Origin of the sequence: Streptomyces sp. NPDC058701, assembly GCF_042715295.1 — a bacterium.
GTDB lineage: Bacteria > Actinomycetota > Actinomycetes > Streptomycetales > Streptomycetaceae > Streptomyces.
This window is the reverse complement of the sequence record NZ_JBHXSY010000029.1, coordinates 1-17,412: the sequence shown is the minus strand read 5'-3', so window position 1 is coordinate 17,412 and position 17,412 is coordinate 1. Positions and strand designations below refer to the sequence as shown.

The window sequence follows — 17,412 nt, the reverse complement described above, 5'->3', positions numbered from 1 at the left end:
GAACGTACCCGGGGGCATGAAAAGATACCGGGTGCTGGGGAGGGTGGGTGAGGACGGTTCACCCGCTGGCTGCCGGGGGAACTCCGAGCGCAGCGGCATGACCGACGGGGGCAGGAGAGGGCTCGGCACATGAGGACAGAACGACCCCAGGTCAAGCAGGATCGCGCGGTGCGTACCCGACAGGCGATCCTCGAGGCGGCCGCGGTGGTGTTCGAGGAGCGCGGGTACGAGGCGGCGAAGCTCTCCGACATCGTCAACATCGCCCGGGTGACCAAGGGCGCGCTCTACTTCCACTTCGACTCCAAGGAGCACCTCGCGCAGGCGGTGATCGACGCGCAGGTGGCGTCCGCCCCGAACGCGGCGCCCCAGGAGTACAAGGTGCAGGAGTTCGTCGACATCGGCATGATCTTCTCGCACCGGCTGCGGCACGACTCGCTGATGCGGGCCAGCGCGCGGCTCACCCTCGACCAGACCACGCTGAGCCTGGACCGGGCGTCGCCGTACGCGGCGTGGATCGAGCTGCACGTGTCCCTGATGACCGAGGCGAAGGCCCGTGGCGAGCTGATGCCGACGGTCGACCCGGTCGTGCCGTCGCAGCTGATCGTCGGGTCCTACGCGGGTCTCAACATGATGTCGCAGATGCTGGACCTGGACCTGGACGAGCAGGTGTCGGCGCTCTACACGCACGTGATGCCCAACGTCGTGGTGCCGTCGCTGGCGATCCGGCTGGACACGGCGCCGGGCCGGGGGGCACGGGCGCTCTACGGCCCGCAGGGCACGCACCCCTGTACGTACGGCTGCGCCTCGGGAGTTCCCGTCCTCGCGACGGGGGGAGGGGAACCCGGCCCGCGGGTGATCGCGGAGGCCGGTGCCGGAGCCGTCGCCGGAGCCTGACGGACCGGCGGCGGCCGGCCCGGCCGCCCGCGCCCGCGCCTGAGGGCCGGGCGGAAGCCCCGGACGAGGGGGCCCCGCGCGAGGGGGTGTCCCGTCCGGGGCTTCCGCGTGCCCGGAGGCCGCGTGTCCGGGGCCGCACGGCTCGGCCGGACACCTCGTCCGCCGGTCCCGGACGGGGGCGGTTGGGGGACGGGCCGGGGTCACTCCGGTGAGGATTCGGGGCGGGAGGGAAGGCCGTTCGGGGCGGTTCGGGAGAACTCGGACAGGCATAGGTTGCCAAAAAATCCTCCCCGGTATTATTTTTCACTGGCACGGCGTCGCCAACGCCGCCGCGTCCGGTCTGCTCTGGGGGAGAGAACTGTGGACATCGACGTACTCGGAGGGCTCCGCGTCAGCGAGAACGGGGTGCTCGTCGTGGCACCCACTCCGGCGGCCCGGCACGTGCTCGCCGTCCTCGCCGCCCACGCCAACCAGGTGGTTCCCGTGTCGGTACTGGCCGACGAGCTGGCCGGCCGGGTGCCGCCCGAACACGCCCGGGCCGTCGCGCACTCCGCGGTGCGCGTCCTGCGCGACGGGCTGGCCGCCGCCCTGAACGCCGGGCCCCGCGCGGTGCGGACCGCCGACGGCGTCCTTCCGTCGGTGCCCGGCGGGTATCTTCTCGACACCGGCGGCGGCCGCTGCGACCTCGACGAGTTCGAGCGCGGCGCGGGCGCCGGCTACCGGGCCATGGCCCGGGGCGACTTCGAGACCGCGGTCCGCCGGCTGCGCGGCGCGCTGGACCTGTGGACCGGCCCGGCCTTCGCGGGGATCGAGGCGGGCGGCTGGCTCGGCGCCCGCATCGCGGCCCTGGAGGAGTCCCGGCTCGCCGTCCTCGGGCAGTGGGTGGAGGCCGGTCTGGCCCTGGGGCGCCACCGCGAGCTGCACACCGAGCTCTCCGCGCTGCTCGCCCGGCACAGTGGCCGCGAGGCGCCGGACGAGCCGTACCGGGCGGCCCTGCGCCGGTCCGGCCGGCGGGTCGGGTCCCTGCGCCACCTGCACTCCCTGGCGGCCGCGCTCGACTCGGACCACGACCGCGGGCCCGCGGCGGCCGTACGAGCCCTGCGCCGGGCCGTGCTGATGGGCCCGGCGGGCGCCCAGTGCGCCTGAGGGCCTGAGGGCCGGAGCACCGCCCGTACCGGCCCGGGGCTCAGTCGAGGACCGCGGTGGCCTCGACCTCCACCAGGTGCTCGGGGACGTCCAGCGCCGCTACGCCGAGCAGCGTGCCCGGAGGCACCGGGGTGCCGCCGAGCTTCGCGCCCGCGCGCGCGATCCCCTCCAGGACGAGGGGCATCTTGTCGGGGGTCCAGTCGACTACGTGGAGGGTCAGCTTCGCCACGTCGTCGAAGGAGCCGCCGACGCCGGCCAGGGCGGTACCGATGTTGAGGTAGCACTGCTCGACCTGGGCGGCGAGGTCGCCCTCGCCGACCGTCGCCCCGCGGGCGTCCCAGGCGACCTGCCCGGCGATGAAGACCAGCCTGGAGCCGGTCGCGACCGACACCTGCCGGTAGGCGCCGATCTCCGGCAGTCCCTCGGGGTTCACCAGGGTGATGGCCATGCTGCCCGCCTCCTCGTCGTGATCACTGTCGTGGTGACCGTCGTGGTCGCCGTCGTGATCACTGTCGTGGTCACTTGTGGTTACTCGGGAACCGTAGGAGAGTGCCCGCTGACATGGAAGAACGCACTTTTCGGTGACGGGGGAACCTCGTGGTGACCAAGCAGTTCAGCGGCTCGCCGGACGACGCGGACCTGACGCGCGCGGACTCGCTGGCGCGGGAGATCTTCTCGGACGTCGCCAACAAATGGGCGTTCCTGATCATCGACGTGCTGGGCGAGCGGACACTGCGCTTCAGCGAGGTGCGGGACGAGATCGAGGGCATCAGCCACAAGATGCTCACCCAGAACCTGCGCATGCTGGAGCGCAACGGTCTGGCGGTGCGCAAGGTCCACCCCACCGTGCCGCCGCGGGTCGAGTACACCCTCACCGAGCCGGGCCGCGCCCTGCGCGAGACCGTCCACAGGATGTGCGACTGGACCCATCGGTACCTCGGCCACATCGAGGCCGCCCGCCGCGGCTTCGGCGCCTGACGGGCCGAGGGCCAGGACGACCCCGTCGAGCCCGTCGAGACGGGTCCCGTCGTCGAGGCGGACGCTCCGGGGGCCGCCGGACGGGCCGGGGCCCCCGGTGACCGCCACGGCGCGGGCGCGGTGCACCTCGACCGTGACGTGGGCGGGGGCGTCCCGCATCAGCCGCTCGAACGCGTCGCGCAGGTACGCGCCGTGCAGGGCGGCCGTGGGGCGGGTGCCGGGGCCGAGGCGGCGGGCCTCGTCGAGCGTCCACGCGTCGTGCTCGCCCTCTTCGGCCGAGGCGGCCAGGGACCGGGCCCACGCGTAAAGGCTCGGACCGCACCCGGCCCGGCCGCCGGGTGCCGCGGCGGTGTCCGCGCAGGCACCGGGCTCCGCCTCCGGGCCCGCTTCCGCTTCCGCTTCCGCGTAGACGGTGATCTGCGAGGCGGCGGCGGCCGTACGCGGTGCGCTGCCGGACCGCACGGCGGGCCGGACCGGGTCCCCGCCGGGGACGGCCGGGTCGACCACGTGGACGACGAGGGAGCGGCGGCGCGCGGGGCCGTGCTCCCGGGCGAGCAGCCGCACCAGGACCCGGAGGCCGCGGGAGCCCGCTCCGACCAGGCACAGCTCGGTGGGGGAGGGAGGGGTCATGCGGGGGCTCCGTTCCGCGGAGGGGCAGTGGGGCCGCGTGCGGCATCGTCGCCGGAAGGGTGCTTTTCCGTACGGGGTACCGTCAAAGGCGCGTCCGATGGTCCGTCAGGTCCGCGCTTACCGCGGGTTACCGGGAGAGGTCGCGGACTCGCCCGCCCCGGAGTGCCGGCCGGCCCGGCCCGTCGCACCATCCGGACCTGCGCACTCCCCCCGTCGACCGGTCCGGCACCGTGGTGGCCGCACCGCACGGCGGGTCGCCGGGCGGCGCCCTCCCCGGCCCCGGTGGTGGGCAACGGAACCCGCGGCAAGAGCCGTTCACCGTCGTCCCGGCTGGCTGAGCGCGGTGGGAGACCCCGGCCCGGTGCCGGGCGGCGGCGTCCTGGACCGCCTCGCGGCCGAGGATGTGCACGCCTGGCTGGACGGCACCGGCCGGGCGGCCTGTCCGGACGCAGGGCCGGTACGCCGCCGGCCGCGGGGCGGACGGGCTGGTCGCGGTGCCGCTCGCGCCCTGGCACCGGGGCGCCGACGCGCAGGTGGCGGCCGCCTGAGGGCTGATGCGCCGCGTCGGGCGGCCCAACGTCCTGATGGGCGTACGGGCCACCCCGGACGGCTTGGCCGCGGTCGTGCGCTGCCTCGGGGAGGGCCTGGGGGTCTGCTGCGGGCCGGTGTTCGGGGCCGCGGCGTACGAGGCCGTACGGGAGGCCGGCTGACCGGTCTCGGCCGGGCGCACCGGGCGGTCCTGGACCTGGCCCGGATCGCCTTCGTGTCGGGGCCGCGGCTCACCGGACCGCCGGGGGCCGCCGCCGACACGGCCCGGCTGCTGTACGCCGCGCCGACCTGCGGTGCGACGACCCGCGCTGGTCCGCCCTGGTCGCGGCGGGCGCCCGCCCGCACCGGCTGCTGCGGACGGGGTTCGACCCGGCGACGGCGGCCGCCGTCGTACCGGGCCTCGTCGGCCGGGGCACCGGTGTGGCGCTGTCCGGCGCCGCCCCGGCCGCCGTCGTACGGGACGCGGTGCTGCGCGGCGAGACGATGGGCGGCGCGGGCCCGGACGCGCCCCGCGAACCGGCCCTGGCCCGGGGCCCCGTGGCCGCGGCCGGGGATGCCGGGGCGGCGGCCCGCGACGAGCGGCGGCGGGCCGCCGTGTGGTCGCGGGCCCGTGTGCTGGCCGCCTCCCGGCTCAGGGCCGCGGCAGGGCGGCCGTACGCGGAGCCGCGTCCCGGCGCGGAACCGGCGCCGCGGCCACGGTGATCTCGAACAGCAGGTGCTCCACCATCCCGACGCCGTCCCGGACCCGGCGGCTGCGCAGCACCCGCAGGTCCCGGCCGCACGATTCGGCGAGGTTCCACAGCCCCGGCACGTCCCCGCGGTCGCTGAAGTGCAGCAGCGCCACCCCGCCGGGCGCGGTCCACCGGGGCGCCTCGGTCAGGTAGCGGCGGTGCGCGGCGTACCCCGGGTCGGCGGTGTGGCCGTGGGCCTGCCGATAGCCGGCCGGCCCCGGCACGGAGACGGAGTGCCAGTACACGGTGGAGAACCGCTCGTCGGCGCCGAGCCCGGAGAAGAAGTCCCCCTCGACGGCACGCACCAGGCCCGCCACCCCGTGCCGGGCGGCATTGAGGGCGGTGTTGCGCACGGCCCGCGGGCTGGTGTCCGTACCGACGACGCGGTCGCATCCGGCGAGGGCCGCGGAGACGGCGATGACGCCCGTACCACTGCCGATCTCCAGGAACGAGCCGGAGCGCGGGGCCGTCAGGGGGTCGCCGAAGCCGAGCATCCGCATCGCCACGTCGGTGGAGCGGGAGTGCGGCGGCGCGGGCACGCCGGGCAGCAGGTCCCACGTACGGCCGCGCAGCGTGAAGGTGCCGGGCCTGCCCGTCACGGCCGCGTCCGGCCCCCCGGGCGCGGCGGCCGGGTCCGGTGACGGGCCGTCGACGGCCTCCCACGACGCGCGACCGCCGATCGGGTCCCACGACGCGCGACCGCCGGTCGGGTCCCACGAAGGACGACCGCCGGTCGGGTCCCACGAAGGACGACCGCCGGTCGGGTCCCACGACGGACGACCGTGCGCCGGTGAACGCCCGTACTCCCCGGTGCCTGTCATGACGCTCCCTACCCCCGTGGCGTCTCGCGCCCCTCGTCCCGTACCGGGGCCAGCCTCGCGGCCGCCCCCGGACGGCGAGAAGGTGACCCGGCGACACTCCTGGCGGCCGCGGCGGTTGCGGGACCACCCCGCGGCCGTCCCGCGGCCGTCCCGCGGCCGCCGGGGGTCGCCGCGCGGCCGCGCAGGATCCGCTTGACCCCTCGCCACCCGGAACCTAGGTTCGGGGTCATCTGGCCTGAAAGCACTGGTCAGCCGGGGGGAGACAGAGATGGATCGGGACATAGGCGCCGCTGTCGGGCCGGGGGGCGGCGGGCCGCTGGCCGTGCTGGAACTGCTCGCGCGGGACGCCCCGCAGGCCCGGTTCGACGCGCTGCTGGACGAGGCCCGCAGGTCGGGCGCGAACGGGGCGGAACTCGCCGGTCTGACCCGGGCGCTGGAGCTGGCGCGTGCGGTACGGACCGGCGGCGGCACGGGCACCGGCGGCGGCGCGGGCACCGGCGGCGGCGCGGGCACCGGCGGCGGCGCGGGCACCGGCGGCGCGCAGCGGGAGCCCGGCCGTCAGCGGGAGGCGGCGCACACCGCGTTGGCGGACACCGCGCACGACCTCACCGTCCCGTACGACCTCGACGCCCTGCTGCGGGTCGTCGTCCGCCGGGCGAGCCGGCTGCTCGGGCTCGACGTGGCCTGGGTGTCCCTGGACCGCCCGGACGGCACGGCGTACGTACGGATCTCCGAGGGCGGGACCACCGCGCTCAGCGCCGGCCTGGACCTGGGCGCCCGGACCGGTCTGGGCGGGATGGCGCAGGTCCGGCGCGCCCCGGTGTGGACCGCCGACTACCCGGCCGACGCGGCCGTCCCGCGCGGGCCCGCCGTCGACGCGGCGGTCCGGGCCGAGGGGCTGCGCGCGGTGGTCGCGGTACCGCTGCGGGCCGGGGACGCGACCCTGGGCGCCCTGTACGGGGCCGCCCGCACCGTGCGCCGTTTCACCCCGGACGAGACCGGGCTGCTGCTGTCCCTCGCGGACCTGGCGGCCGTCGCCGCCGACCGGGCCGGGCGGCTGGAGCGGGCCCGTGCGGAGATCGCCGAGCTGGAGCGGTTCGGGTCCCGCACCAACACCGCGCTGACCCGGGTGCGTTACCTGTGGGAGTGCCACGCCCGGCTGGCCGGGCTGGTCCTGGACGGGGCGGGCCTGTCGACGCTGGCCCGGGCCACCGCGGACGCGCTCGACGGCGTCCTGCAGGTACGCGACCCCGGTGGCCGCCCGCTGGTCTCCACCGGGCCGCTGCCCGCGGCCCTCGACGAGGAGGCCGTGGCCAAGGCGGCGCTGGTGGTGCACACCGACCGGCGCCCGGTGGAACTGCCCGGTGACGTGTGGCTGGCCCCGGTGCTCGCCGGCGCCGAGGACCTCGGGGTCCTGGTGCTGCACGCCTCGGCTCCGCTCACGGCCGAGGACGTACGGCTGCTGCAGATGGCCGCGCAGACGGTGGCCGCGCTGGTCCTGATCCAGCGCGGTACGGCGGCCGCCGAGGGCCCGGTCCACGAGGAGCTCCTCCAGGACCTGCTGGACCGGACCGGCCGCGCCGACCGGTCCGACCGCTCCGACCGGCACCTGCTGGAGCGCACGCGGCGCCTGGGCGTGGAACTGGAGCAGCCCCACGTGGTCGTGGTGGCCCGGCCCGAGGGCGGGGAGCTGGGCAAGGCCGTGGCCTGGGCGTCCTCGTACGCGTACCGGATGAACGGCCTCAAGGGGGTGCGCCGCGGCTGCATCGTGCTGGTGCTGCCCGGCTCCGACGCCTCGGCCGCCGCCCGGCAGGTCTCGGCCGAGCTGTCGCCGATGCTCGGGCACCCGGTGTCCACCGGGGCGGCCGGGCCGTCGGCGGGCGCGGGCGAGGTGGCCCGGGTGTACGCGGAGGCCGTGCGCTGCCTGGACGCCCTGACCGCGCTGGACGGTGCCGGGGGCACCGCCTCGCTCAGCGAACTCGGCTTCCTCGGAATGCTGTTGTCCACCGACCACGACGTGGACGCGTTCATCGAGTCGACCGTCGGGCCGGTCCTCGCGTACGACGCGATCCGCCTCACGGAGCTGACCCGCACCCTGGAGGCGTACTTCGACGCGGGCGGCAGCCCCACCCGCGCCGCCGAGGCCCTGCACGTCCACGCCAACACCGTCTCCCGCCGCCTGGACCGCATCGCCGAACTGCTCGGCCCCCTGTGGCAGAAGCCGGACCGCGCCCTGGAGATCCAGATGGCGCTGCGGCTGCGCAAGGCCCGCGGGGTGCTGCACGACCGGCGTACGGAGGCGGACCGGCAGCGGACGGGCACGGCGTAGGACGCGGGCCGGACCGCGGCGCAGCGGGTCCCGGCATACGGTCCCGGGCGTACGGACACCGCCGGGGCGGGCCGGTCAGCGCAGCGGCCGCACCGGGTACGGCTGCTGCCGCCCCTGCCCGGCCAGCGCGTGGGCGGCGTGGGCGACGGAGGCCAGGGTGACGTGGCGGTGCCAGCCGTGGAGGGAGCGGCCGGCGTAGTCGCGCAGGCCCACCTCCCGGCCGGAGTTCTGGACGCAGTGCGCGACGCGGCGGGCCTGCTTGGTCATCCGCAGCAGTGGTCCCACCGGCGGCCGGGTCAGGTCGGTGATCCACAGCTGGGACGGCAGCCTGCGCGGATCGGTCCACTCGCCGATGAGCAGCAGCTGCCGGCGGCGGGCTGGCGACGGGTCCGGCATCATCACGCGGACCGCCGCGGCCAGCGTGCTGCGGTGCGCCGGAGAACCGGCCGGGTCGGGCCATTCGACGGGCATCCGCAGGCTCTTGACGGACTGGAGGAGGTCCACGGCACCGAGGGCGCCGGAGCCGTAGCCGGGCAGCGAGGGGTCGGTGACCAGGAGCCTGGCGGCCGGGCTGATCCGGGCGATGACGGGCACGCGGGCCTCGGCGAAACGGTTCATGGTCAGCCGGGTGCCGATGTCCCGGATGTCGAGGACCACGGGGCGGACGGGCAGGCCGCTGCCGCGGACGGTCTCGATGACGCCGAGGGCGGCGCACTCCTCGTACGGGACGGGGTGCGCGGGCGCGTCCTCGGCGCCGGTGGGCCGGGCGGTGTTGGCCCGTACCCCCGCGGGGCCCTCGGCGTCGGGCAGGAACAGCCGCCAGCCGACGGGGGTGGCCACCCCGGGCGAGGTGAACCAGGTGCCGAAGGCCTGCTGTCCGCGGAACATCTGCCCCTGGTGCGGGTCGAAGCGGTGACCCGCACCCACCGAGTGCTCGCCGCCCTTGGGGATGGCCATCGGCTGGGCGACCCAGGCCGCGAGCGGGCCGTCGGCCGCGAGCCGGTGGATCAGCGCCGTGCGGATGGGCTCCCAGTCCCAGGTGGAGCTGGAGATGAAGTGGTGCAGGCTCTGCTCCGCGGCGGGCCCCCCGACCTGCGCGGCGATGCCGCGGATGGACTTGCGTCCGCTGGTGGTGAGCAGGCCCCGTACGTACTGGAGGCCCTTCTCCCGCTGGTCGCGGCGGCGGAGCGAGGCGAACACCGTGGTGCACAGGTCCTCGGTCACCGCGTCGAGCGCGTCGCGCGCGTCGCGCCCGGTGCGGCCCGCGCCGGCGCGGCCCCCCTGCGCCCCCGCGGCGGTTCCTTCCTTCCGGACGATGGTGTTCATGACGGTGGTCACGACTTTGCCCCCCCTTGGCTGAGTCTGCTGCGGTCCCACCGTCCACCGGCGGCCCGGTGGCGGGGGAGGTGTTCCGGCCACCTGGCTCGGGCCGGGGGGTGGTGTCCGGCCACCACCCCCCCCGGGGGCCGGGGGCGTCCGCCGGGGGGGGACGGCCCGGTGCGCCGCCTCCGCGGTGGCGGGACCACCGCGAAGGTGACATACGGGGGGTTCGGGCGTTGTCCGCGGGGAGCGGAAGGCCGAGGATCGCGGTACGTGACACGTCGGCCGATCGCCCTGCCGTGCACGGAACGCGGGAGGACGACTTTCCTTGAGCACGACCCGGGAGCGCGGCCCTCGGCAGGAGCGGTGCCCTCGACGCGGGCCGGTGCGATGAGCGCGCGGGGCGCGGGCGGCAACGGCGGCGCGGGCGGTGCGCGCGGTCCCGGTGGCACGGCCGCCACGGCCGGCTCGGCCGCCACGGCCGCCTCGGCCGTAAACGGCAGCTCGGCCGGAAGCGGCAGCTCCGGCAGCCGGGGCGCCACGGGCGCCCACGGCAGCGCGCATCGGGCGCTCGCGGCCATCATCGAGGGAGTCCGCGCCGACCTGACCGTACGTCAACTGCGCGTGCCGCTCGGCGACCTGAAGAGCCTGGCCGCCGTCGGCCCGCCGCCCATCGACGCGGTGGCCGCCCTGCGGCGGCCCGCAGGCGTCCAGGTCATCGCCGAGATCAAGCGCGCCAGCCCGTCCGCGGGACCGCTCGCCGGCGTCCCCGACCCGGCCGCGCTGGCCGCCGAGTACGAGGCGGGCGGCGCGGCGATGGTCAGCGTCCTCACCGAGGAGCGACGTTTCCGCGGCTGCCTGGCCGACCTCGACGCGGTCCGCGCGCGGGTCCGCGTACCGGTCCTGCGCAAGGACTTCGTCGTCACCCCGTACCAGTTGTGGGAGGCCCGCGCCCACCAGGCCGACCTCGTGCTGCTGATCGTGGCGGCGCTGCCCCGGAACGACCTGGCCGTGCTGGTCCGGCTCGCCGAGGACATCGGGCTGACCCCGCTGGTCGAGGTCCGCACCGAGGAGGAGGTGGCCCGCGCGGTCGCCGCCGGGGCCCGCCTGACCGTGGTCAACGCCCGTGACCCGCACACCCTGGAGGTGGACCGCCGGACCTTCGCGAAGCTCGCCGCCGCGATCCCCGACGACGTCGTGCGGGTCGCCGAGTCGGGGATCCGCGACGCCCGGGACGTGGCCGCGTACGCCGCCGAGGGCGCGGACGCCGTCCTGGTCGGCGAGGCGCTGGTGACCGCCCGCGCCCCCCGCCGTGCGGTGGCCACGCTGGTCGCCGCGGGCGCCCGCCGCCGCCCGGCCCCCCGCGCGCCCCGCTGACCGACCCGGTCGGCGGTACGTCCCCGTACGCGGTCCGCCAGACTGTGCGCATGTCCATTCACCAGAACCTCCTCGGGGGCCCCGCCCCCACCCACCTCCCCGACGAGCCCGGCCGCGAGGCCATCGCCGCCGGGACCCCCGCCGTCGAGGTGGCGGCCGCGCACCCCACCTCCTCGCTCGCCTGGGCGGTCCTCGCCGACGAGGCGTTCGCCGCGGGCAACACCGTCGAGTCGTACGCCTACGCCCGTACCGGCTACCACCGCGGCCTCGACGCCCTGCGCCGCGCCGGCTGGAAGGGCCACGGCCCGGTCCCGTGGGAGCACGAGCCGAACCGCGGCTTCCTGCGCGCCCTGGGCGCCCTGTCCCGCGCGGCCGAGGCGATCGGCGAGAAGGAGGAGTACGAGCGCTGCTCGACCTTCCTGCGCGACTCCTCCCCGACGGCGGCGGACGCGCTGGGCGCCTGAGCGTCCGACAGCGCGCCGGCGCAGACAGGCGAAGCCGGCGAAGGCCGGCGACATCCGGCGACGTCCGGCGACGTCCGGCGACGTCCGGCGACGTCCGGCAGCGGTGACAGCGGGTGGCGCGGGCACGTTCATGTGACCTGCGTCACTCCCCGCTGGAGCGCCGCCACGGACGCGTCCTATGATGCGGGCAGGGGACCGGGGCTCCACTCACCCAACGGAAGGAGCGGACCGCTACCCGGAAGCACGTGTCGAGGAGACAGCGATGTCGAAAACCCTTGATGCCTCCGGAGCCGGTTCGGACACCCCGAACCTCGACTTCGACGGCACCACCCCGTACGAGGACTACGTCCAGGCGGACGTCCTCACCCACCTCCAGCACCTCCGCTCGGACGACCCCGGCGAGATGGTCTTCCTGGTCACCACCCAGGTCATGGAGCTGTGGTTCACGGTCATCGTCCACGAGTGGGAGACCGCCGCGAAGGCCGTCCGCGAGGACCGGCTGCCGGTCGCGATGGACGCGCTGAAACGATCCCTCCGCGAGCTGGAGGCGCTCAACGCCTCCTGGCGTCCGCTCGCCCAGCTCACCCCCGGGCAGTTCAACGCCTACCGCTCCGCCCTCGGCGAGGGCTCCGGTTTCCAGTCGGCGATGTACCGCCGGATGGAGTTCCTGCTCGGCGACAAGTCCGCCTCCATGCTGGTCCCGCACCGCGGCGCCCCGCGCGTCCACGCGGAGCTGGAGAAGGCCCTGCACGAGCCCAGCCTGTACGACGAGGTCCTGCGCCTCCTGGCCCGCCGCGGCCTCCCGGTCCCGTCCGCCGTCCTGGACCGCGACCTCTCGCAGCGCTACGAGCCCTCGGCCGAGGTCGAGGCCGTCTGGACGGCCCTGTACGCCGACCCCGACGCCCACCCCGACCTGCACCGCCTCGGCGAGGTCATGACGGACGTCGCCGAACTGGTCTGGCGCTGGCGCAACGACCACCTGGTGGCGACCCGCCGCGCGATGGGCGCGAAGACCGGCACGGGCGGCTCCGCCGGGGTGACCTGGCTGGAGAAGCGCGCGACGAAGAACGTCTTCCCGGAACTCTGGACGGCGCGCAGCTATGTCTGAGCCGACCGTGTCTGAGCCGACCGTGTCTGAGCCGACCGTGTCCGAGCCGACCGTGTCTGAGCCGACCGTGTCCGGGCCGGCGCCCGCGAAGGCCCCCGCCCGTAGCGCCCCCGCACCCACCGCACCCGCTCCGGCCCCCCTCCCGGGGGACCTGGCGGCCCGCGCCGCGCTCCTGGACACCGCCGACGAGCTCGGCAAGCTCCGGGACCGCTTCACCCTCCCCGACGGCCTCGTGTACCTGGACGGCAACTCCCTCGGAGCCCTGCCGTCCGCGGTGCCGGGGACGTTGGCGGACGTCGCCCGGCGGCAGTGGGGCGAGCTCCTCATCCGCTCCTGGGACGACTCCGACTGGTGGACCGCGCCCGAACGGATCGGCGACAAGCTCGCCCCGCTCATCGGTGCGGGCCCCGGCCAGGTGGTGGTCGGCGACTCCACCAGCGTCAACCTCTTCAAGGCCCTCGTCGGGGCGGCCCGCCTCGCCGTCCCCGGCCGCACCACCCTGCTGGTCGACGCCGCCACCTTCCCCACCGACGGCTACATCGCCGCCTCGGCGGCCCGGATGACCGGCCTCACGGTCACCCCGGTGGACCCCACGCACGCGGCGGAGGCGATGGACGCGGACACCGCCGTCGTCCTCCTCAACCACGTCGACTACCGCACCGGACGGCTCCACGACCTGGCCGCACTGACCGCGGCGGCCCGTGCCGCCGGGGCCGTCGTCGTCTGGGACCTGTGCCACTCCGCGGGCGCCCTGCCCGTCGGCCTCGACGAGAACGCCGTGGACCTGGCGGTCGGCTGTACGTACAAATACCTGAACGGGGGCCCCGGTTCCCCCGCGTACCTCTACATCGCCGAACGCCACCAGGCCGCCTTCGACTCCCCGCTCCCCGGCTGGACCGGGCACGCCGACCCCTTCGCCATGACCCCGGGGTACACCCCGGCCGCCGGCGCGCGGCGCGGTCGGGTCGGTACCCCGGACATCCTGTCCATGCTGGCCCTGGAGTCGGCGCTCGACGTCTGGGACGGGGTCTCCGTCGAGGCGGTGCGGGCCAAGTCCCTCGCGCTGAGCGACTTCTTCCTCGAATGCGTGGCGGCGTACGTCCCGAACGGGTGCGTCGAGTCGGTCACCCCGGTCCGGCACGCCCACCGCGGCAGCCAGGTGTCCCTGCGCGCCGAGAACGCCCGCGCGATCATGGCGGAGCTCATCTCCCGCGACGTCATCGGGGACTTCCGCGGTCCCGACCTCCTGCGCTTCGGCTTCACCCCGCTCTACGTCGGATTCGCCGACGTCGAGCGTGCCGCGCGCACCCTGGGTCACATTTTCGGGTGACCCGGTAGCGAAACGTCACCTCACGCGGCGGGCGGGGCTACGGCTCCGCCCGCCGTCGTACGTCCCCGCCCCCGCACGGAACGCGCCGTTCCAGACTGATACGGTCCCGCTCTGCCGGAACACCGGAACACCTGCCCCCGCTGCCCCACGCGTTACCGAGAGGTTGAGCCGATGACGGACCCCGCCGCTGTGGAACGGGACGCCGCCGAGGCCGCCTCGGCCTTCGCCCACCCGCCCGTCGTGCCGGACACGACCGCCGCGTACGGGGACCACCCCGACCAGGTCGTCGACTTCTACGCCCCGCGCGGCGCGGCCCGCGGCCCGGTCCCGCTGGTGGTGCTCTTGCACGGCGGCGCCTGGCGGGCCCCGTACGACCGGCAGCACGTCACCCCCTTCGCCGACTTCCTGGCCCGGCGCGGCTTCGCCGTGGCCAACGTCGAGTACCGGCGCGGCAGTCCGGTACCGCACCAGGACGCGGACGGCCCCGTCGCGGGGCGCTGGCCCGAGACCTTCGACGACGTCGCCGCCGCGCTGGACGCCCTCCCGGCGCTCGCCGCGGCCGCCCTGCCGGACGCCGACGTCCGCCGTACGGTCGTCACCGGCCACTCGGCCGGCGGCCACCTCGCGCTGTGGGCCGCGGCCCGGCACGTCCTGCCGGCGGGGTCGCCGTGGAGGCTGCCTTCCGCGCCGGTGCTGCGCGGCGTGGTGGCGCTGGCTCCCATCGCGGACTTCGCGCTGGCGCAGGAGCTCGGGGTGTGCGGGGGTGCTTCCGGCCAGCTCCTGGGCGGCAAGGACCACTTCGAGGAGCGGCTGCCGTACGCGGACCCCTCGGCGCTGCTGCCGACGGGGATCGCCACGGCGGTGGTCCAGGGCCGGGACGACATCGTGGTCCCGGAGCGGGTGGCGGAGTCGTACGTGGCCGCGGCGGCGCGCGCGGGTGAGCTGGTCGGGCTGACGCTGCTGGACGGCGTCGGTCACTTTCCGCTGATCGACCCGGCGGCGGACGCGTGCGCGGTGGTCGCGGAGGAGATCTCACAACTGGCCTGGTAGAGCCCGGCCGGCTGCGGGCGGCCGCCCGCACCCCGGCGAGTTCCCCGGCCGGACCGGTGCCCGGGCACGACGGAGGGGCGGGACGCGTGGTGCGCGTCCCGCCCCTCCGGGTGGGCCGGTCGGCCGGTGGGCCCGTGGGCCCGGGGCGGCTAGAGGAACGAGTTGATCTCGATCGTCTCGGTCCGGCCGGGGCCGACGCCGATCGCGGAGATCGGGGCGCCCGACATCTCCTCCAGGGCCTTGACGTACGCCCGGGCGTTCGCCGGGAGGTCCTCGAAGGTCTTGGCCTTGGTGATGTCCTCGGACCAGCCGGGGAGGTATTCGTAGATCGGCTTCGCGTGGTGGAAGTCGGTCTGCGAGTACGGGAGCTCCTCGACGCGCTTGCCGTCGATCTCGTACGCGACGCACACCGGGATCTGCTCCCAGCCGGTCAGCACGTCCAGCTTGGTGAGGAAGAAGTCCGTCAGGCCGTTCACGCGGGTGGCGTAGCGCGCGATCGGCGCGTCGAACCAGCCGCAGCGACGGTCGCGGCCGGTGGTCACACCGCGCTCGCCGCCGATGCGGCGCAGGTCCTCGCCGTCCTTGTCGAACAGCTCGGTCGGGAACGGGCCGGCGCCGACGCGGGTCGTGTAGGCCTTGAGGATGCCGATGACGCGGCTGATCTTCGTCGGGCCCACGCCGGTGCCGGTGCAGGCGCCGCCGGCGGTCGGGTTCGAGGAGGTCACGAAGGGGTACGTGCCGTGGTCGACGTCGAGCAGGGTGCCCTGGCCGCCCTCGAAGAGCACGACCTTGTTCTCGTCGAGCGCGTTGTTGAGGATCAGGGTGGTGTCGGCGACGTAGCCCTTGATCTGCTCCGCGTACTGGAGCATCTCCTCGACGATGGCCTCCGCCTCGATCGCGCGGCGGTTGTACAGCTTCGCGAGGAGCTGGTTCTTGCCCTCCAGCGCCGCCTCGACCTTCTGGGTGAGGATGGACTCGTCGTACAGGTCCTGGACGCGGATGCCGACGCGGTTGATCTTGTCCGCGTACGTCGGCCCGATGCCGCGGCCGGTCGTACCGATCTTGCGCTTGCCGAGGAAGCGCTCGCCGACCTTGTCGAGGGTTACGTTGTACGGCGTGATCAGGTGCGCGTTGCCGCTGATCAGCAGTTTGGAGGTATCGATGCCGCGCTCGTTCAGGCCGCGCAGCTCGGAGAGCAGGACGGCCGGGTCGACGACGACGCCGTTGCCGATGACAGGGGTGCATCCGGGGGAGAGGATGCCGGAGGGGAGAAGGTGCAGTGCGTACTTCTGGTCGCCCACGACGACCGTGTGGCCGGCATTGTTGCCACCCTGGTAGCGCACTACATAGTCAACGGATCCACCGAGCAGGTCGGTGGCCTTTCCCTTGCCCTCGTCACCCCACTGAGCTCCGAGCAGCACAAGAGCGGGCACAGGCGTACACCTCTTCCGGATGGGGCATGTCCAAGGTCAGGGGGCGTACGACGATGTACACCGCAGGCTGAGCCGTCGGACCGGTACCCCGGAATAGACGAAGGCCCTGGCGCAATAGCGCAAGGGCCTCTTGCACAAAGATGCTACCCGAGGAAGGACCGAGGTGTCGGCTCCAGAGCCCACCATGAGCCATGCGGGCGCGCCGGTAGGCGGCCTGCTGGTGCTCGTCGACCCGGTCGCCCGCCGTCTTGACGGCGAGTCCGTGCGGATCGCGAAAGATGTGTTGTCAGCGGGAGCGGCGGCGAAAATCTGCCTCCCGGATTCGCAGGAGGAATTTGCGCGGGCCCTCGCCCGCCGGGGTCATCGGCAGCCGGTGATCGTGGGTGACGACCGGGCGCTGGTGCGTGCCGTCGGGCTGCTGCACCGCGAGCGGGCGCTGGCCGGAGGGGCCGTGTCGCTGATCCCGGTGGGCCAGGCGACCTCGCTGGGGCTGGCCCGGTCGCTCGGCGTGCCCCAGTCGGCCGTCACGGCGGCGCGGGCGGTGCTCGACGGTTCGGTGCGCATGTGCGATCTGCTGGTCGACGACAGCGACGGGGTGGTGCTGGGCGCGCTGCGGATCCCGCCGCTGCGGGCGGGCGCGTCCGGCGCGGGGCCCGGGGGCGGCTCCGGCTCGGCCGGGGGGCCGGGGTCCGAGCCGTCGGTGTGGAGCGCGTACCGGTCGCTGGTGCGGTCGCTGGTCCGCCCGGTGGGCGGCGGGGGCCCGGCGCCGCGCCGGCTGCGGGTGGAGGCAGACGGGGTGGTGCTGGTGGACGTGGACCGCCCTGTGGCGGAGGTCTCGGTGGGCACGCGGGACGACGGCGGGCTCGCGGAGGTCGTGGTCCGCACGGCCGGCGGCCTCGCGGGGGCGGGCCCGGCCGCGGTGGTGCGGGCCCGGGCCAAGACGGTGACGGTGTCGGGCCCCGACTTCCGCTACCGCGCCGACGCGGCCGTGGCGGGCCCGGTCCGCCGCCGTACGTGGACCCTGCACCCGGCGGCCTGGGCGCTCACCCGGCCCAGCTGACGCGGCCGTGACGGGCCCCTCCCGGACGGCCGCCTCGGCCGCCTCGGCCGCCTCGGCCTCCCACCTCGCGACGGGGCCGGCCGCCGCAGGGCCGGCCCCGGGGCCGGCCCCGGGGCCCGCCGCCCCGGGGGGGGGCCCGCGCCCGGCCGGAGGCGGGGCCCACCGGATCACGGAGAGGTGATACGCGTCACA

Annotated in this window: 15 protein-coding genes and 1 pseudogene; 11 read left to right on the top strand and 5 right to left on the bottom strand. The window is 75.6% G+C overall.

From position 1 onward, the window contains the following. Positions 1-168 precede the first annotated feature (168 nt). A complete protein-coding gene (locus tag ACFWW8_RS26455; protein ID WP_386531930.1) occupies positions 169-894 on the top strand; it encodes a ScbR family autoregulator-binding transcription factor in 726 nt (241 codons plus the stop codon). A 360-nt stretch (positions 895-1,254) separates the two neighbouring features. Beyond that, positions 1,255-2,040 (top strand): BTAD domain-containing putative transcriptional regulator, encoded by a 786-nt coding sequence (locus ACFWW8_RS26450; protein WP_386531928.1) that lies wholly within the window; start codon positions 1,255-1,257, stop codon positions 2,038-2,040. A 40-nt stretch (positions 2,041-2,080) separates the two neighbouring features. On the opposite strand, the gene ACFWW8_RS26445 is transcribed toward ACFWW8_RS26450, so the two are convergent. After that, entirely contained in the window at positions 2,081-2,488 is a 408-nt protein-coding gene (locus ACFWW8_RS26445) for a RidA family protein (protein WP_386531926.1), read from the bottom strand. A gap of 149 nt (positions 2,489-2,637) precedes the next feature. Between ACFWW8_RS26445 and ACFWW8_RS26440 the strand changes: the two genes are divergently transcribed. After that, complete coding sequence (locus tag ACFWW8_RS26440) at positions 2,638-3,018, top strand: winged helix-turn-helix transcriptional regulator (RefSeq protein ID WP_386531924.1); 381 nt, start codon at positions 2,638-2,640, stop codon at positions 3,016-3,018. 15 nt (positions 3,019-3,033) lie between these two features. Here ACFWW8_RS26440 and ACFWW8_RS26435 read toward each other — a convergent pair. After that, positions 3,034-3,648 (bottom strand): annotated as a pseudogene (locus ACFWW8_RS26435) (FAD/NAD(P)-binding protein); the annotation flags it as partial. Between the two features lie 554 nt (positions 3,649-4,202). Between ACFWW8_RS26435 and ACFWW8_RS26430 the strand changes: the two are divergent. Beyond that, positions 4,203-4,358 carry a hypothetical protein gene (locus ACFWW8_RS26430; protein WP_386531922.1) on the top strand — a complete coding sequence of 52 codons (156 nt, stop codon included), beginning with the start codon at positions 4,203-4,205 and terminating at the stop codon, positions 4,356-4,358. 470 nt (positions 4,359-4,828) lie between these two features. Here ACFWW8_RS26430 and ACFWW8_RS26425 read toward each other — a convergent pair whose 3' ends face one another. Then, positions 4,829-5,527: a methyltransferase domain-containing protein gene (locus ACFWW8_RS26425; RefSeq protein WP_386531920.1), complete on the bottom strand. Its 699-nt coding sequence runs from the start codon at positions 5,525-5,527 to the stop codon at positions 4,829-4,831. A gap of 490 nt (positions 5,528-6,017) precedes the next feature. Between ACFWW8_RS26425 and ACFWW8_RS26420 the strand changes: the two genes are divergently transcribed. Beyond that, positions 6,018-8,078 carry a helix-turn-helix domain-containing protein gene (locus ACFWW8_RS26420; RefSeq protein ID WP_386531918.1) on the top strand — a complete coding sequence of 687 codons (2,061 nt, stop codon included), beginning with the start codon at positions 6,018-6,020 and terminating at the stop codon, positions 8,076-8,078. A gap of 75 nt (positions 8,079-8,153) precedes the next feature. On the opposite strand, the gene ACFWW8_RS26415 is transcribed toward ACFWW8_RS26420, so the two are convergent. After that, the gene (locus ACFWW8_RS26415; RefSeq protein WP_386531916.1) at positions 8,154-9,416 is read right to left on the bottom strand and encodes an IS701 family transposase; all 1,263 of its coding nucleotides are present in this window, start codon (positions 9,414-9,416) and stop codon (positions 8,154-8,156) included. 348 nt (positions 9,417-9,764) lie between these two features. On the opposite strand from ACFWW8_RS26415, the gene trpC reads away from it, so the two are divergent. From trpC to ACFWW8_RS26390, 5 genes are all read left to right on the top strand, one after another. Then, positions 9,765-10,775 carry an indole-3-glycerol phosphate synthase TrpC gene (gene trpC / locus ACFWW8_RS26410; RefSeq protein ID WP_386531914.1) on the top strand — a complete coding sequence of 337 codons (1,011 nt, stop codon included), beginning with the start codon at positions 9,765-9,767 and terminating at the stop codon, positions 10,773-10,775. A gap of 50 nt (positions 10,776-10,825) precedes the next feature. Then, positions 10,826-11,239, top strand: coding sequence for a DUF3151 domain-containing protein (locus ACFWW8_RS26405; protein ID WP_386531912.1), 414 nt, complete (start codon positions 10,826-10,828; stop codon positions 11,237-11,239). A gap of 262 nt (positions 11,240-11,501) precedes the next feature. After that, a complete protein-coding gene (locus ACFWW8_RS26400) occupies positions 11,502-12,347 on the top strand; it encodes a tryptophan 2,3-dioxygenase family protein (protein ID WP_386531910.1) in 846 nt (281 codons plus the stop codon). A gap of 151 nt (positions 12,348-12,498) precedes the next feature. Continuing rightward, positions 12,499-13,677, top strand: a complete 1,179-nt coding sequence (kynU, locus tag ACFWW8_RS26395; RefSeq protein WP_386532053.1) for a kynureninase — start codon at positions 12,499-12,501, stop codon at positions 13,675-13,677. 171 nt (positions 13,678-13,848) lie between these two features. After that, a complete protein-coding gene (locus ACFWW8_RS26390) occupies positions 13,849-14,727 on the top strand; it encodes an alpha/beta hydrolase (protein WP_386531908.1) in 879 nt (292 codons plus the stop codon). A gap of 149 nt (positions 14,728-14,876) precedes the next feature. Here ACFWW8_RS26390 and ACFWW8_RS26385 read toward each other — a convergent pair whose 3' ends face one another. Then, positions 14,877-16,160 (bottom strand): adenylosuccinate synthase, encoded by a 1,284-nt coding sequence (locus ACFWW8_RS26385; protein ID WP_386531906.1) that lies wholly within the window; start codon positions 16,158-16,160, stop codon positions 14,877-14,879. A gap of 184 nt (positions 16,161-16,344) precedes the next feature. Here ACFWW8_RS26385 and ACFWW8_RS26380 point away from each other — a divergent pair, with 184 nt between their 5' ends. Next, complete coding sequence (locus tag ACFWW8_RS26380) at positions 16,345-17,220, top strand: diacylglycerol kinase (RefSeq protein ID WP_386532051.1); 876 nt, start codon at positions 16,345-16,347, stop codon at positions 17,218-17,220. Positions 17,221-17,412 lie beyond the last annotated feature (192 nt).

What these genes read in the sequence shown, in the direction of transcription:
- ACFWW8_RS26445 (WP_386531926.1), bottom strand. Translation starts at nt 2,488, where the DNA reads ATGGCCATCACCCTGGTGAACCCCGAGGGACTGCCGGAGATCGGCGCC.
- ACFWW8_RS26430 (WP_386531922.1), top strand. Translation starts at nt 4,203, where the DNA reads ATGCGCCGCGTCGGGCGGCCCAACGTCCTGATGGGCGTACGGGCCACC.
- ACFWW8_RS26420 (WP_386531918.1), top strand. Translation starts at nt 6,018, where the DNA reads ATGGATCGGGACATAGGCGCCGCTGTCGGGCCGGGGGGCGGCGGGCCG.
- ACFWW8_RS26405 (WP_386531912.1), top strand. Translation starts at nt 10,826, where the DNA reads ATGTCCATTCACCAGAACCTCCTCGGGGGCCCCGCCCCCACCCACCTC.
- ACFWW8_RS26400 (WP_386531910.1), top strand. Translation starts at nt 11,502, where the DNA reads ATGTCGAAAACCCTTGATGCCTCCGGAGCCGGTTCGGACACCCCGAAC.
- ACFWW8_RS26390 (WP_386531908.1), top strand. Translation starts at nt 13,849, where the DNA reads ATGACGGACCCCGCCGCTGTGGAACGGGACGCCGCCGAGGCCGCCTCG.
- ACFWW8_RS26380 (WP_386532051.1), top strand. Translation starts at nt 16,345, where the DNA reads ATGAGCCATGCGGGCGCGCCGGTAGGCGGCCTGCTGGTGCTCGTCGAC.